Raw genomic sequence first — 14848 nt, forward strand, 5'->3', positions numbered from 1 at the left:
CGGGCAAGCCTGCTCCCACAGAATGTTGAACGGCGTTAGTCTTTTGGCGCCGATGAAATCCCAAAGCGTATCGGCTTCGCGCCGTTCGGCTGCTCCTACAGAATCTGTGCAGCGCCAAAAACCGTGGGACCGAATTTATTCGGGAAGGCTTCAGTCCTGACACCCTGCAACCTCAATCCACACAAAGTGCCACCCAGTTTGCTGCGCCCCAGCCCGGCGTCGAAGACGGGGGCAAACGCTACACAAACCATTCCCACAACAGGAACGTACCGATCAGCCCCACCACTGAAACGATGGTTTGCAACACGGACCATACCCAGATGGTTTGCTTGAGTTCCAGGCCGAAGTACTCACGAACCATCCAGAAGCCGGCGTCGTTCACGTGGCAAAAGAACACCGACCCCGCACCAATCGCCAGCGCAACCAGCGAACTTTGCGTCGCCGCAAGGCCCGCCATCAATGGCGCCAGAATCCCTGCGGTGGTGGTGGTGGCCACGGTCGCCGAGCCGGTTGCTTGACGTAGCAGGACTGCGATCACCCAAGCCAGCAGCAGGTACGGCATGTGCGCGCCTTCGGCGAATTTGCTGATGGTGTGGCTCACACCGGCGTCCAACAGCGTTTGCTTTAAGCCGCCGCCGGCACCGATGGTCAGCAACAGCACCGCAATCGGCGCCAACGCTTTGCGCAGCGTATTGCCCACATGCTCGCGGGAAATGCCGTTGGCCCAACCCAAACAAATCACCGCGGCAATCACTGCCAGGCCCAAGGCGACCAGCGGCTCACCGAGAAACTTCAAGGTCAGCGCGACGTTGCTTTCCGGGGCCATGGCCACTTTGGCCAAGGTGCTGCCAAGCATCAGGATGACGGGCAGCAAAATAATCAACAGCGAGGTACCGAAGCTTGGTTGACGGGTCGCCGTCGGTTTGGCAGTGAACAATGCGCCGATGTCGGCAGGTTCTCCGACGTGCATGCGTTTTGACAACCAGTTACCGTAGATCGGACCGGCGAGAATCACCGCCGGAATGGCAATGATGATGCCCAACAACATGGTCAGGCCCAAGTCCGCATGGAGCGCGCTGACCGCAATCAACGGTCCGGGGTGCGGCGGCATCAGTGCGTGCAAAGTGGTCATGCCCGCCAACGCAGGGATGGCGATCCGCAGCAGCGGCTGCCCGGAACGACGCGCCATCACGAAGATGATTGGCACCATCATCACCAGGCCCACTTCGAAAAACAGCGGCAACCCGATGACCATCGCCACCAGCGCCATGACCCATGGCAGCGAGCGGCCTTTACCCAGACCCAACAAGGTCGTGGCAATTCGGTCGGCAGCGCCGGACTCAGCCATGAGTGCCCCGAGCATCGAGCCCAGCGCGATGATAATCCCGGCCTCACCAAGAATCCCACCGGCGCCTTTGCTGAAGGCTTTTGCGACGTCTTCAGGCGGTAAACCCGCGCCAACCCCTGCGATGAACGTGCCGATCAAAATCGACAGGAACGGCGGCAGCTTGGTGGCGCTGATCAACACGATGATGATGGCAATGGCCACGAGACAACAAACCATCAGGCGCGTGTCATGAGCCATCCAGGCAACAGATGAGAAATCCAAAGCAGTGCTCCTTATTCGTAGGGCTATTATGGGTAAAGCAGATGTTCGCAAGGCAGCGTTGAAATCCAATTCAGAAATATTTGGTCTCAATTGCGCGCAACAATACCTCAACTTCCCGCTTCGGAGCGCCGTTTTCCGCTAAGGATGGCTCCTTTTCATAGCTTTTGCGGCCCTTGCTCCAGAGCGGATTCGATCAACACATCGCGCAGCGCTTGCGCCGCAGCCGACAGTTTGTGGTCGGCGAGCATCATCAGGCCGATACGCCGCTCGATGCGGGGCTCGGACAACGCCACACACTGGGCGCCCAATTCACGCATTTGCTGGATGCATAACGAAGGCACCGCACTCACGCCCAACCCATTGGCGACCATGCGTCCAATGGTCGATAGTTGATGGCTCTCAAACGCGACGGACAGTTTGCCGTGCTGGGTGTGCAAGTCCTGTTCGAGTAACAGGCGCACTGCCGAGGGACGTTGCAGGGCAATAAAATCCTCGCGCAGTAACTCGCTCCAGGTCACTTCCCCGCGCTCGGCCAGCGGCGAGCTTGTGGGTACCACGGCCACAAACCGGTCCATATAGAACGGAGTGAACAGCAACGAACTGCTGGACTCCGGCTCGAAACCGATGCCCAGTTCCACCCGCCGATGGCGCACCATTTCCAGCACCTGCTCATTGATCACGTCATGCACCGCGACGTTGACCCGTGGATAGCGCCCGCGAAACACCTTGAGTACCCTGGGCAGCAAATTACCCGCGTAGGACGGCATTGCCGCGATAGAGACTTTGCCCAACTGCAACGTGAAGCGTTGGCGCAATAGTTCTTCGGTGTTGTCCCAATCTGCGAGCAACTGGCGCGCCAGCGGCAGCAAAATTTCGCCCTCTGGCGTCAGGCTGACGCTGCGGGTAGTGCGGCTCAGCAGCTTGCCGCCCAATTCATCTTCTAGACTCTTTACCGTCAAGCTCAGCGCGGGTTGCGACAGGTGCAAACGCTCCCCCGCTTGAGCGAAACTCAGGCACTGGGCCACGGCAAGAAAAGCGCGGAGCTGTTTGACGTTCATATATTTACTTTCTTTATCAATCCATCAGAAAAACAAAATTAACAAATCATTGCTGGCAAGAGAAGATGCTCCGAACGCGATTCGGCAACCCGTTTGTCGAACAACAACTACAAAAGGCGGATCTACCATGGCTGGACTCGACAAACGAGTATCAACGTACGAAGAAGCCCTTGATGGGCTCACCGATAACATGACCGTGTTGTCTGGTGGTTTCGGTTTGTGCGGAATCCCGGAAAACCTGATTGCAGAAATCAAACGCCGTGGCGTTAAGGGTCTGACCGTGGTTTCCAACAACTGTGGCGTTGATGGTTTCGGTCTGGGCGTGCTGCTCGAAGACCGGCAGATCCGCAAGATGGTTGCTTCGTATGTGGGCGAGAACGCCCTGTTCGAACGCCAATTATTAAGCGGCGAACTGGAAGTCGAACTGACCCCGCAAGGCACCTTGGCTGAAAAAATGCGCGCGGGCGGTGCGGGCATTCCTGCGTTCTATACCGCAACCGGTTACGGCACGCCGGTGGCAGACGGCAAGGAAACTCGCCAGTTCAACGGTCGGAACGTGATCCTTGAAGAAGCGATCACCGGCGACTTCGCCATCGTCAAAGGTTGGAAAGCTGACCATTTCGGCAACGTCGTTTATCGCCATACCGCACAGAATTTCAACCCGGTTGTTGCCACTGCGGGGCGTATCACCGTGGTCGAAGTTGAAGAAATCGTAGAGCCTGGCGTGCTGTTGCCGAGCGAAATCCATACCCCCGGCATCTATGTTGACCGCGTCATTCTGGGGACCTTCGAGAAGCGCATTGAACAGCGCACTGTAAAGAAGGCCTGAAGCCGCTTTTTTCTCGCACGATCATTCTCCAGAACAACAAGAGATTCTGACCATGGCACTTTCCCGCGAACAAATGGCACAGCGCGTCGCCCGTGAACTCAAAGACGGGTTTTACGTCAACCTCGGTATCGGCATTCCGACCCTGGTGGCCAACTATGTACCGACCGACATCGACGTGATGCTGCAATCGGAAAACGGCCTACTCGGCATGGGCGAATTTCCCACCGAAGAAACCATTGATGCCGACATGATCAACGCCGGCAAGCAAACCGTGACTGCGCGCAAAGGGGCGTCGATTTTCGACTCGGCCCAGTCGTTCGCGATGATCCGTGGCGGCCATGTAGATCTCACCGTTCTCGGTGCGTTCGAAGTCGACGTTGAAGGCAACATCGCGTCCTGGATGATCCCCGGCAAGCTGGTTAAAGGCATGGGCGGCGCGATGGACCTGGTAGCAGGTGCCGATAACATCATCGTCACCATGACCCACGCCTCCAAAGACGGCGAGTCGAAACTGCTGTCGCGCTGCAGCCTGCCGTTGACCGGCGCCGGTTGCATTCGCAAGGTGCTGACCGATCTGGCCTATCTCGAAATCGCTGACGGCGCCTTCATCCTGCGCGAGCGCGCGCCGGGGGTCAGCATCGAAGAAATCATCGCCAAGACCGCAGGCAAATTGATCGTGCCGGACGACGTGGTTGAAATGACGTTTTAAAGGGATTGCATAGACACCTCCTTGTGGGAGCAGGCTTGCCTGCGAATTAAACGACGCGGCCCTTCAAACAGGCCGCATTGAAACATTCGCAGGCAAGCCTGCTCCCACAGGTTTTGTGCGTGTCATTCACGATCTAACACCAAGTTGCCATCACGGTGTGCCATCCTTCCAGTTCCAGTGCTTTGCAACACACAAGAACGGGCCAAATACTTGGCCGCTCAATAATAATTTTAATAAAGGTAGGACCCATGGCCGCCGAAATCGAAGACAGCCGCTATGCCCGCTTTGCCCTGCGTTGTGCCAATTGGGCGGAACGCTGGTTTCCCGATTCCTGGGTGTTTGCTGTATTGGCCGTGGTTATTGTCGCGGTTGCTACCATGGCGATGGGCGCTAAACCAACCGAAGTCGCCAACGCCTTTGGCGACGGCTTCTGGACGCTGATTCCGTTCACCATGCAAATGGCCTTCGTGGTAATTGGCGGTTACGTGGTGGCCAGTTCGCCCCCCGCCGTTCGCCTGATTGACCGCTTGGCGCAGATTCCGAAAAACGGCCGTTCAGCGGTGGCATGGGTCGCCTTGATCGCGATGGTTGCGTCGTTGTTGAACTGGGGCCTGTCGCTGGTATTTGGCGGGTTATTGGTTCGCGCCCTGGCGCGCCGCACCGAACTGCGCATGGATTACCGTGCTGCCGGCGCTGCAGCGTACCTGGGCTTGGGCGCGGTCTGGGCGTTGGGGCTTTCGTCCTCGGCTGCTCAGCTGCAAGCCAACCCCGGCAGTCTGCCGCCATCGATTCTTGCCATCACCGGCATGATTCCGTTCACCCAAACCATCTTTCTGTGGCAGTCCGGCGTTATGCTGGCGGTGTTGGTGGTTGTCTCGCTGATCATCGCTTACGCCACCGCGCCCGGGCCGGCCAGTGCGCGTGATGCCGCCGCCTGCGGTGTCGATCCAAGCTTCAGCATTCCGACCATCCCGAAGCGTTCGCGTCCGGGTGAGTGGCTTGAATACAGCCCGATCCTGATCATCCTGTTAGTGTTGCTGGCGGCGGGTTGGTTGTTTCATGAGTTCTCGACCAAACCGGCGATCACGGCCATTTCGGGTCTGAACACCTACAACTTTCTGTTCATCATGGTCGGTGCCCTGCTGCACTGGCGTCCGCGCAGCTTTCTCGATGCGGTGACCCGTGCGGTCCCGACCACCACCGGCGTGCTGATCCAGTTCCCACTCTACGGCTCAATCGCAGCGCTGATGACCACGGTCAAAGGCAGTGATGCGCAGACCTTGGCGCACCACATTTCAACCTTCTTTACCCACATCGCTTCCCATGACACCTACGCGCTGTTGATGGGCGTGTACTCGGCGGTACTCGGTTTCTTCATTCCGTCGGGCGGTGGTAAGTGGATTATCGAAGCGCCGTACGTGATGCAAGTCGCCAATGACCTGAAGTATCACCTGGGCTGGGCGGTTCAGATCTACAACGCAGCCGAAGCGTTGCCAAACCTGATCAACCCGTTCTACATGCTGCCGCTGCTGGGCGTTTTGGGCCTGAAGGCGCGGGACCTGATCGGTTTCTCGTTCGTACAATTTCTGGTCCACATCCCGCTGGTGTTGTTCCTGCTGTGGTTTCTTGGCACCACGCTGGCATACCTCCCGCCGGTCATGCCTTAAGCATTTCTGAACCACGCTATGGGGGTGGCGTCGACGCTTCGGCAATCAGCCATTCCTTGAGCGCCTCCACTGCCGGTCGCGAGGTCGACAGCCGTGGTTGAACCACATAGAAACCTTTAGCCAGCGGCAATCGCTGGCTGAAGGGTTCAATCAAGGCGCCACTGCTCACCTCCTCCTCGGTCAACATCGGGCTGGTCAATACCACGCCTTGATCATGCCGGGCGGCCTCGATGGCCATCAGCGACTGATCAAAATGAATCCCCGCCATTTGCACCACCTGCCCCGTCGGTATCGCCGTGAAGCGCGTCAGCCAATCGTTCCAATGCGGGTGCAGGGTGCTGTGCAACAACGTCGTCTGGCGCAAATCTTCAGGCGTTTTCAGTCCAAAACGGGCGGCGTAACTCGGGCTGCAATACAGCCGCGCCTGGTCCTGATAGAGCAAATGCGTTTCGAGTTCGGGAGCGTGCCCGTCGAAATGTCTGATCGCCAAGTCCACCCGCTCGTTGGCGAAATCCACCAATGCCACCGAGGAACTGAGGTGCAGGGCAATCGCCGGGTGCTGCCGAAGGAAACCAGACATGCGCCGCGCAAACCATTTGGCCGCCAGGCCTGGCGGCATCGTCAGCCATACGCTGCTGCTTTGGCGGTCGCGTAACGTGTGGCTGGCCTCGTTGATTTGCGCCAACGCCGGTTGAATCCGAGCCCAATAGGCCAAGCCATCTTCGGTTGGCCTGACTTGGCGAATGTGCCGAGTAAATAGCGCGACACCAAGCCACTGTTCAAGGCTGCGAATCTGCTGACCGACTGCGCCCGGGGTGACAAACAGCTCAGCGGCAGCCAGAGAAAAACTATTGAGCCGCATGGCAGATTCGAAGTAAACCAGCGATTTTAAGGGCGGTAAATTTTTCATGGTGAAGATTTTCTATTCCATTCAGCACAGATCATGATTTGTAGCCGATCCAACGGACGGAGCACAATCGGTTTTTCACCGCCCCACCTCACAGGTACCCCCCATGAAAAATATCGCCTACATAGCCTTTGCCTTACTTGGCGTGATCTGGGGCACCAATTTTATCTACATGAAATGGGCCGCCGCCCTGATCACACCCTCGCAAATCGTGCTGCTGCGGGTTCTGTTTGGCTTCTTGCCCATCCTGATCTTTGCCTTGGCGACCCGCGCGTTGCGTTGGAGCCACTTACGGCATGCCCATCACTTTTTAGTGATGGCGCTGCTGGCCACTGACCTTTATTACTACGCCTTCGCCAAGGGCACCTCGATGCTGCTGTCCAGCGTGGCCGGGATGTTGAGCGGTGCGATTCCACTGTTTACCTTCGCCTGCGCATTTTTGTTTCTACGCCAGGAACCGCTGACCCGTCGCGTCGGCATGGGCGTCGCGTTGGGGTTTGTCGGTGTACTGCTGATTGCCCGGCCGTGGGCCACCGGCACCGGTGGCATTTCGCTTGAGGGTGTTCTGTACATGGTGGCGGGTTCGCTCAGCCTCGGTTGCTCGTTCGTCTACGCCAAACGGTTTGTGTCCGGGCTGGGGATCTCGGCGGTGGCGTTGTCGACCTATCAAATCGGCCTTGCGCTGATGGTGATCGCCGCCGTCACCGACCTGCACGGCGTCGATCACCTGCTCGTCGACCAGCGTGCGTTTCTCGGTGTGTCCCTGGGGCTGGGTCTGTTGGGTACTGGCGTCGCCTACATTCTTTATTACTTCATCGTCCAGCGTTTGGGCGCGTTGGCGGCAGCGTCCGTCACCTATATCCCGCCGGTGGTTGCGCTGTTGATTGGTTTCTTCGTGGTCCAGGAGCCAGTTCATCTGATGGACTTGCTGGCGGTCGCCGCGATTCTTGCTGGGGTGTACATCGTCCAGACCGGCCGCGCCCAAGCCGTACGCCAGGCGGCATTGATCATTGCACCCTCCCAGGTACGCGAAGCCCACTGATCCAACTCAGTCTGCGGCCAGCTCTTGCAGGTAATCGCCCGACGCGATGGACGCCAACGAGGCACGCAGGTCGCTGGCCTTTTCAGCACCCAGAACTGATTCGAAACAGGCTTGCGCTTGCAGCCACAACGCTTGGGATTCAATCAATTTGGCCTCCCCCACCGAGGTCAGTTTGACCAAGCGGCTACGGCGGTCATTCGGATCGATTTCCACCGACACAAACCCATCGCGCTCCAACGGTTTCAGGTTGTGCGCCAGCGCGGAACGATCAAGCACCAGCGCCGCTGCCAACTCGCTCATGGACGGCACTTGGCTGCGGGCGATCTGCATCAGGATCGAGCGTTGGGTTGAGCGCAATCCGCACGGGGCCAATACCACGTCATACATCTGCGAAATGCGCCGGGTTGCCTTGCGCAAACTGGTGGCATGGCAAAGGACCTGTTCGGGCACCACGAAGCCACCGCTGAGTTGAATTGGTGCCCGGACGTTGCTGGACGTGCTGTTCATAGACTTCTTATTCCTGTGTGTCTGGACCCTGTGGCCATTGGATCTAAAGAAAGACTTGACGATTACAGGTATATACCCGCAAATTATGAATTAGGAGCATATACCCTCATCCGCTTCGTTGCACAGACGAATCGCCGTTCGAGCGCTCATTCACCGACCCGAGACCGTCACGCATGAGCACCGAAACCCATAGCCCCATCGATGGCTTGCAACGATTCCTCATCTTGCTGTGCGTCTCTATTCCGTCGTTCATGATCAATCTGGATTCCAATATAGTCGCGGTGTCGCTGTCGTCCATCGCCCATTCGTTCAACGCTGATTTCGCCGACATCGAATGGGTGATCAGCGCTTATACCCTGACCTTTGCTTCGCTGGTTATGCCGGCCGGCGCTTTGGCAGATCGTTATGGCCGTAAGCGTATTTTGATTGTCGGTCTGGCGATTTTTACCTTGGCCTCGTTTATTTGCGGCGCCGCGCCCAATGTCACCGCACTTAACGCCGCCCGCGCCTTGCAAGGGGTGGGCGCTGCGCTATTGCTGAGCGCGGCACTGGCGACGCTGTCACATTCGTTTCGCGGCGCTGACCGGGCCAAGGCCTTTGCGTTTTGGGGTTCGGTAATCGGTATCGCGATTTCCCTGGGCCCCGTGGTCGGCGGTTATATCACCGAGCATTTTGGCTGGGTATGGGCGTTTTACATCAACGTGCCCGTCGGGATTGCAATGATTGTACTGGTGATGCGCACGTTGAAAGAATCCCGTGATCCCCAGGCCAACACAATTGACTACCTGGGTGTGGTGACCTTCAGCAGCAGCCTGTTCTTGATCACCTTGGCGTTGATCTCCGGCAACCATGAAGGCTGGGGCAGCCTGCGAGTGCTGCTCGAACTGGCCAGCGCGGCCCTGCTGTTCGCCTTGTTTTTACTGGTCGAAACTCGACAAGGACGCCCAATGATGGACTTGGCAGTTTTCCGTCGGCACACCTACGTCGGTGCCATTATCGCGGGCCTGGCTTACGCGGCCTCGCTGCTGACCATGCTGACCTACCTGCCGATCTATTTTCAAAGCGGTCTCGGCTACAGCCCACAAACTGCCGGTCTGTTGATGCTGCCGATTGCCGTGCCGCTATTCATCGTGCCGCGCGTGACCGCAGCGTACCTGACGCATCGTTTTAGAGGGCGCACGCTGCTGACCTTGGGACTGGCGACGGTCGGCGCCGGGCTGTTCTGGCTTGGGCTGGAAATCCCGCGTTTCGACTACCTTTCGATGCTCGGCGGGCTGTTGCTGGCCGGCACCGGTGCAGGGATTTTGAATGGTGAAACGGCGAAGGTTGCGATGTCGACCATCGCGCCTGAACGTGCCGGCATGGCCTCCGGCATCTCGGGAACCGTGCGCTTCAGCGGCATCGTGATTGGTTTTGCTGCGCTGGGTGCGATTCTGTTCCATCGCGTCGCCGCTTCAGTCATCAGCGGACTGCCCAACGCAACGGCCGCCGACACCTTCGCCCTGACCCGCAGCATCGCTGCCGGGGATTTGAGCGGCGGCGCATTGGGCCTGAATTCATTGGCCACGAGCAGCTTCGGCGCGGGCTATCAAGCGATTCTGTTTGTTGCGGCAAGCCTGGCAATCATCTCGGCGCTGGCCACCTGGCTACTGGTACGCACCGCCGACACCGCGCCAAACGTACACCACAGCCATGCGCCGGTGGCTCAACGGTAAGTCCCCTGTGGGAGATTCTTGCCAACGAAAGCGTCACTGCAAGCGACCCAGGTTTCGGGTCAACATCAGCGGCGCGATTGCTGGCCTCTTCGCAGGCAAGCCTGCTCCCACACATTCGGTTCTGCTATGCCATCGCTGGGTTCGTGCGGACCCAAATCACCCCGTGGGAGTTGGCTTGCCAACGAAAGCGTCACTGCAAGCGACCCAGGTTTCGGGTCCACATCAGCGGCGCGATTACCGGCCTCTTCGCAGGCAAGCCTGCTCCCACAGATTGGTTCTGCTATGCCATCGCTGAGTTCGTGCGGACCCAAATCACCCTGTGGGAGTTGGCTTGCCAACGAAAGCGTCAATGCAAGCGACCCAGTTTTAGGTCCACATCAGCGGCGCGATTGCCGGCCTCTTCGCAGGCAAGCCTGCTCCCACAGATTCGGTTCTGCTATGCCATCGCTGAGTTCGTGCGGACCCAAATCACCCTGTGGGAGTTGGCTTGCCAACGAAAGCGTCAGTGCAGGCGCCGTAGGTTTCGGGTCAACATCAGCGGCGCGACTGCCGGCCTCTTCGCAGGCAAGCCTGCTCCCACAGAAATTTGGAAGGTGGCTCCTTCACCCCATTGATCCAAACGAATACGCCCGTTCAACCTTGCTGACTCGGGTGGTGCAGGCTTGGTACCAAGTGGCGCGGCCTTGTTCTCTGATGGCGGCGTGTTCGGGGTGATGCTTCCAGGAAAGGATGGCTTCTTCGCTCGACCAATACGACACGGTGATCCCCAGCCCATCCTCGCCACGGGCCGACTCAACGCCAAGAAAACCGGGCTGCTGGCTGGCCAGCTCAACCATTCGGTCGGCCGCCTCGGCGTAGCCGTGGTAGTCATTGGCTGTGCGCAGCGACGTGAAAACTACCGCGTAATAAGGTGCTTCGGGGGTTTTGGCAATCATCGTCTCAGTCCTTGATTGAACTCTTCACACCGGCCCGACGCACACAACACGCGCGAACAAACGCCGTAACCAACGGTGGCGTAATCCCCACCAGCGCAGCCCTCTCCGGCTGGAACAAGGTGGCGACGAAAAACGGATGACCTGCCAGTTCTACCACCCGAATGTCGCCGGTCTGGTCATGACCTGAACCGGTCAAAGGCCCCGTCAGCAGCGCCTGCGCAAACGCGACGTTGAGGCCAAATCGGCAGCGATAGGTTTGGGTAGTATTCAGCGCGCCATAGGCGTTGGCGATCAGTGAGCCTGGAACGAGCTCGATAGCATCTGCCATTTCGACCAATGCGCAACTCAACGGCGCGATAACCGCGCGCTGCGCGTCGGGCGAGGTTTCGGCATGTTCCGCGTCCGCCCAACCCAACACATTGCGCGCGTATTCAATCACCGCGTGCTGGAACCCGCCGCAGGTGCCGAGAAACGGCACCTGCTGCTCGCGTGCAAAACGGATGGCATTTAACGCGCCCTCGGTGTCTTGATAAGGACTGGCCGGAACGCACCACAGCCCGTCAAATCGAGCCAACGCAAAGTTGTCATGGGCCTTCGGTGTGGGTAACCAGTCAAAGGTAATCGACAGCCCTTCGTCATTAGCCACCCGGTTGAGCGCCAAAGGAATCGCCTGATGCGCGGTCACACTAGCGTCGTAATCGCCGATCAGCGCAATACGAACTTTTTCATTACCCATCCATGTCTCTCCTGAGTTAACTCACACGGGCGTCAATGCAGACGCCACTTGAGGTTGCCGTCCGGCAATCAAAATAAACCCTACCGACAACAGCGCACACGCCGCGCTGAGCACAATCGATGCGCTGTAGCTCTGATAGAGGTCGAACAATAATCCGCCGAGGCTGCCACCGACCAACGCCGCAACACCCACAGCAATGTAAAGCGCACCAAGGATCGCACCCAGATTAGCCATGCCAAACCAACCGGCGGCGACTGCCGGGTACAGAGATATACAGCCGCCATTGGCCACGCCGAATAAAACGGCGAAAAGCGCTAACGAGTAGAAACCATGGGCGCTGAGCCAAAATGCATTCAGCAGCATCAACGCAACGCTGAGGCAAACCAGCAGACGACGTGGGCCCATTCGATCCCCCAGGCTGCCCAAAAACAGTCGGCCGCCGACGTTGCCGATACCGATCAGGCCGATTAACAGGTTAGCTTCGGTGGCCGACAGGCCCAATTGTCGGGCGTAGGGATTGATGTGCACAAGTGCCAGAAACAGGCCCACCGAGCCGAAGAAGATCGCCACGAAATACCACTAAAAGCGTCCGGTCTTGACCGCCTCGGCCAGCCTCATACCGGGTAGCGTCACCCCGTGAGCGTGGGTGCCAGACGACGTGGAAGGACGATCGCCATCGGGCAGCAAACCAAGCTCTTGGGGATTGCTCCTCATCCACAGCGCTGCCAACACGCCGATCACCAGAATGACGGCGGCGAAGATGCGAAGGGTTATTTCCCAGGAAAAATGCTGCATCAGCAAGCCGGCGGCGGTTGGTCCGATAAAGGTGCCAACCCCGGTCCCGGCCAAGGCCAGGCCTGAGGCTTTGCTGCGGTGCTTCACGAACCAGCGCTGCACGGTGGTGATCGTCGGCACATACACCAAACCGACGCCGAGACCGACCAACACACAAAACGAGACAAGGAAGAATGGCAGCGAACCGGCGGCCAGACTGCTGACGAAGAAGCCTAGGGCCAGTAACACGACGCCCACGCTGACCACCAGCCGTGTCGACACTCGATCGGCCAACGAGCCAGAAAAGACACCCACCACGTAATACATAAACGCAGTCAGGGAAAACACCGAAGCCACGGAGAAACTTCCCACGTTGAAACTGATCTGGATTTGCGAGAAGAACGCGCCGAACGAGTAGGCTCCGCCAAAAATCAGCGCCAACAGCAAGTGCGCTGCCAACACGACATACCATCCGTGGAACAGTCTGGGTTTCATGGCACGGTTCTCGGCGGGAAATACTGGAATTTGATGGAACCAGAGGGTGCCGTTTGTCCGGCCTATTTACAAGGTGAGCTGAAGCGTCTGACGCATCAATGCGGCCGTCACCCCTCCCGATGCAGGCGCCGAAACTGCCCCGGTGGCAAACCATTGGCTTTGCGAAACCGTCGGGAAAAGTAAGCTTCGTCAGCGAACCCGCAGACTTCGGCAATGTGGCTCACCGGTTTGGTGGTGTTGATCAAATGGGTCCGCGCCAAGCGCATGCGGCGCTCCAGCACCAGTTCGGAAAACGTACTGCCAGTTTCTTTTCGCAACAGGTGGGTCAGGTAATTGGGCGATAGAAAGGCTGCAGCCGCTGCGTCTTTAAGGGTCATTTCAGGGTCGGCGATGTGCTCGCGGATAAAGCTTGAGACCCGACCCAGCGCATCGCGACGGCCTCTTTTCTCCGCCTTGCTGGCAGACAACGCCAACAATTGAGCCTCATACACATTGCAGACCTTACCGATCAGTTGCAGCAGATAGCCCTTGAGCATCAAACCGGTGCCCAACTGCCGGTTCTGGTCGAGTTCGCGCATTTTTTGCAGCAGTCCTTCCACTTCAGAGAAGTTCGCATCGTCCAGCACGAAATCGAGGTGTTCTTGAAAGCGGAATGGCGCCAATTCCGGCGCTTGGGCTAAAGAAACATCCTCAAGGTCCATGGGATCGCACGGCAAATGTTGCAGGAAAAATTCCTGAGAGAAGTTGATCAAGACAAAATTGCCGTCGTCGGGATGGGGAATAACGTGCAAGCGATGGGGCAGGATAAACGCCAGGGTATTGCGCGCAAACGCTCGAATCGCGCCACCAATGTGCTGCACGGTGTCGCCACCGAGGTTGATTTGAATCTGAAAATATTCATGCCGGTGCGGCGTGGTCAGCGGTGGACGTGCCGACTTGTCACGGATGTAGAAATCCGCACGGTCGCTGCGCTGCTGCATGCCGTAAGTGGGGATTCGGGACAATGTCGACATGGCGGGTGCACCCTGACTGCTTTTGGACTGACCGCCACAGGGTATTTCAGATGCGGCGGTCAGGCCTAGCGAATAGTGATCGGGGTGAACGGTTGGGCGTTAGCGCGGGCCCACGGTGAAGGTGAATTCGTTCAGCCCGTCGATCCCGCCGTTAACCACGTCGCCCACCTGCAACGCGCCAACCCCGGCTGGGGTGCCAGTGAAAATCAAGTCGCCCGCTTTGAGTTTGACCGATTGTGAGAGGTAGCTGATCACGTCTTTCACCGGCCAGATCTGGTCGCTGAGGTTGCCACGTTGACGCTCGACACCGTTGACCTTGAGCCAGATCGCGGCGCCCTCCAAGTGACCGACGCTGCTGAGCGGTTTAAGCGGCGAGCTAGGCCCGGATTCGTCAAAACCCTTGGCCCAGTCCCACGGCCGACCCATTTTTTTCGCTTGAGCTTGAATATCACGACGGGTCAGATCAGCGCCTACCGCATAGCCCCATACGTGGCTCAACGCGTCTTCAGGCGCAATATCGACGCCATCTTTACCAATCGCCACCACCAGTTCGATCTCGTGGTGCAAGTCTTCAGTCAGTGTTGGGTAGGCAATGGTCCCTTCGGCCGGAACCACGGCGTCGGCCGGCTTCATAAAGAAAAACGGTGGTTCGCGGTCTGGATCGTGGCCCATTTCCCGAGCGTGGTCGGAGTAGTTACGGCCAACGCAAAACACGCGACGAATCGGGAAACGGCTCGACGTGCCTTCAACGGCCAACGACGGAGCGGTAACGGGGGCAATCACAAAATCACTCATGGGTTTCTCCTGACAGACAGCCAATGTGTAACGGGCATGGCCCTAGTGTGCACAAGA

Annotated in this window: 15 protein-coding genes; 5 read left to right on the plus strand and 10 right to left on the minus strand. The window is 58.2% G+C overall.

The genetic code is table 11. The features are described from left to right. Positions 1-238 precede the first annotated feature (238 nt). Both RHM59_RS08900 and RHM59_RS08905 read right to left on the minus strand, forming a co-directional pair. Positions 239-1585 carry a gluconate:H+ symporter gene (locus RHM59_RS08900; protein ID WP_416194812.1) on the minus strand — a complete coding sequence of 449 codons (1347 nt, stop codon included), beginning with the start codon at positions 1583-1585 and terminating at the stop codon, positions 239-241. A 179-nt stretch (positions 1586-1764) separates the two neighbouring features. Next, on the minus strand, positions 1765-2667 hold the full coding sequence (locus RHM59_RS08905) for a LysR family transcriptional regulator (protein WP_322183754.1): 903 nt from the start codon (positions 2665-2667) through the stop codon (positions 1765-1767). Positions 2668-2794: 127 nt separating this feature from the next. Here RHM59_RS08905 and RHM59_RS08910 point away from each other — a divergent pair, with 127 nt between their 5' ends. The 3 genes from RHM59_RS08910 (at position 2795) to RHM59_RS08920 (ending at position 5872) form a co-directional block, all read left to right on the plus strand. Further along, positions 2795-3496 (plus strand): CoA transferase subunit A, encoded by a 702-nt coding sequence (locus tag RHM59_RS08910; protein WP_322183752.1) that lies wholly within the window; start codon positions 2795-2797, stop codon positions 3494-3496. Positions 3497-3548: 52 nt separating this feature from the next. Then, positions 3549-4205 carry a CoA transferase subunit B gene (locus tag RHM59_RS08915; protein WP_322165253.1) on the plus strand — a complete coding sequence of 219 codons (657 nt, stop codon included), beginning with the start codon at positions 3549-3551 and terminating at the stop codon, positions 4203-4205. 248 nt (positions 4206-4453) lie between these two features. Beyond that, on the plus strand, positions 4454-5872 hold the full coding sequence (locus tag RHM59_RS08920) for a short-chain fatty acid transporter (RefSeq protein ID WP_322165254.1): 1419 nt from the start codon (positions 4454-4456) through the stop codon (positions 5870-5872). Positions 5873-5888: 16 nt separating this feature from the next. Here RHM59_RS08920 and RHM59_RS08925 read toward each other — a convergent pair whose 3' ends face one another. Next, entirely contained in the window at positions 5889-6734 is an 846-nt protein-coding gene (locus tag RHM59_RS08925) for a LysR substrate-binding domain-containing protein (protein ID WP_322286426.1), read from the minus strand. A gap of 151 nt (positions 6735-6885) precedes the next feature. Between RHM59_RS08925 and RHM59_RS08930 the strand changes: the two genes are divergently transcribed. Then, positions 6886-7821: a DMT family transporter gene (locus RHM59_RS08930; protein WP_322183749.1), complete on the plus strand. Its 936-nt coding sequence runs from the start codon at positions 6886-6888 to the stop codon at positions 7819-7821. Positions 7822-7827: 6 nt separating this feature from the next. Here the strand turns inward: RHM59_RS08930 and RHM59_RS08935 are convergent, their stop codons facing one another. After that, positions 7828-8328, minus strand: coding sequence for a MarR family winged helix-turn-helix transcriptional regulator (locus RHM59_RS08935; RefSeq protein WP_322183747.1), 501 nt, complete (start codon positions 8326-8328; stop codon positions 7828-7830). A 173-nt stretch (positions 8329-8501) separates the two neighbouring features. Between RHM59_RS08935 and RHM59_RS08940 the strand changes: the two genes are divergently transcribed. After that, positions 8502-10043, plus strand: coding sequence for an MFS transporter (locus tag RHM59_RS08940; RefSeq protein ID WP_322286427.1), 1542 nt, complete (start codon positions 8502-8504; stop codon positions 10041-10043). A gap of 602 nt (positions 10044-10645) precedes the next feature. On the opposite strand, the gene RHM59_RS08945 is transcribed toward RHM59_RS08940, so the two are convergent. From RHM59_RS08945 to RHM59_RS08970, 6 genes are all read right to left on the minus strand, one after another. Then, entirely contained in the window at positions 10646-10978 is a 333-nt protein-coding gene (locus RHM59_RS08945) for an antibiotic biosynthesis monooxygenase (protein WP_322165259.1), read from the minus strand. Positions 10979-10982: 4 nt separating this feature from the next. Further along, complete coding sequence (locus RHM59_RS08950) at positions 10983-11714, minus strand: CTP synthase (RefSeq protein WP_322286428.1); 732 nt, start codon at positions 11712-11714, stop codon at positions 10983-10985. A 21-nt stretch (positions 11715-11735) separates the two neighbouring features. Then, the gene (locus RHM59_RS08955) at positions 11736-12284 is read right to left on the minus strand and encodes an MFS transporter (RefSeq protein ID WP_322286429.1); all 549 of its coding nucleotides are present in this window, start codon (positions 12282-12284) and stop codon (positions 11736-11738) included. A gap of 9 nt (positions 12285-12293) precedes the next feature. After that, a complete protein-coding gene (locus tag RHM59_RS08960) occupies positions 12294-12983 on the minus strand; it encodes an MFS transporter (RefSeq protein WP_322286430.1) in 690 nt (229 codons plus the stop codon). A 107-nt stretch (positions 12984-13090) separates the two neighbouring features. After that, the gene (locus tag RHM59_RS08965) at positions 13091-13996 is read right to left on the minus strand and encodes an AraC family transcriptional regulator (protein ID WP_322286431.1); all 906 of its coding nucleotides are present in this window, start codon (positions 13994-13996) and stop codon (positions 13091-13093) included. Between the two features lie 99 nt (positions 13997-14095). Continuing rightward, positions 14096-14791, minus strand: coding sequence for a fumarylacetoacetate hydrolase family protein (locus tag RHM59_RS08970; protein WP_322183737.1), 696 nt, complete (start codon positions 14789-14791; stop codon positions 14096-14098). Positions 14792-14848 lie beyond the last annotated feature (57 nt).

The sequence above is a fragment of the Pseudomonas sp. MH10 genome (genome assembly GCF_034353045.1).
Lineage (GTDB): Bacteria > Pseudomonadota > Gammaproteobacteria > Pseudomonadales > Pseudomonadaceae > Aquipseudomonas.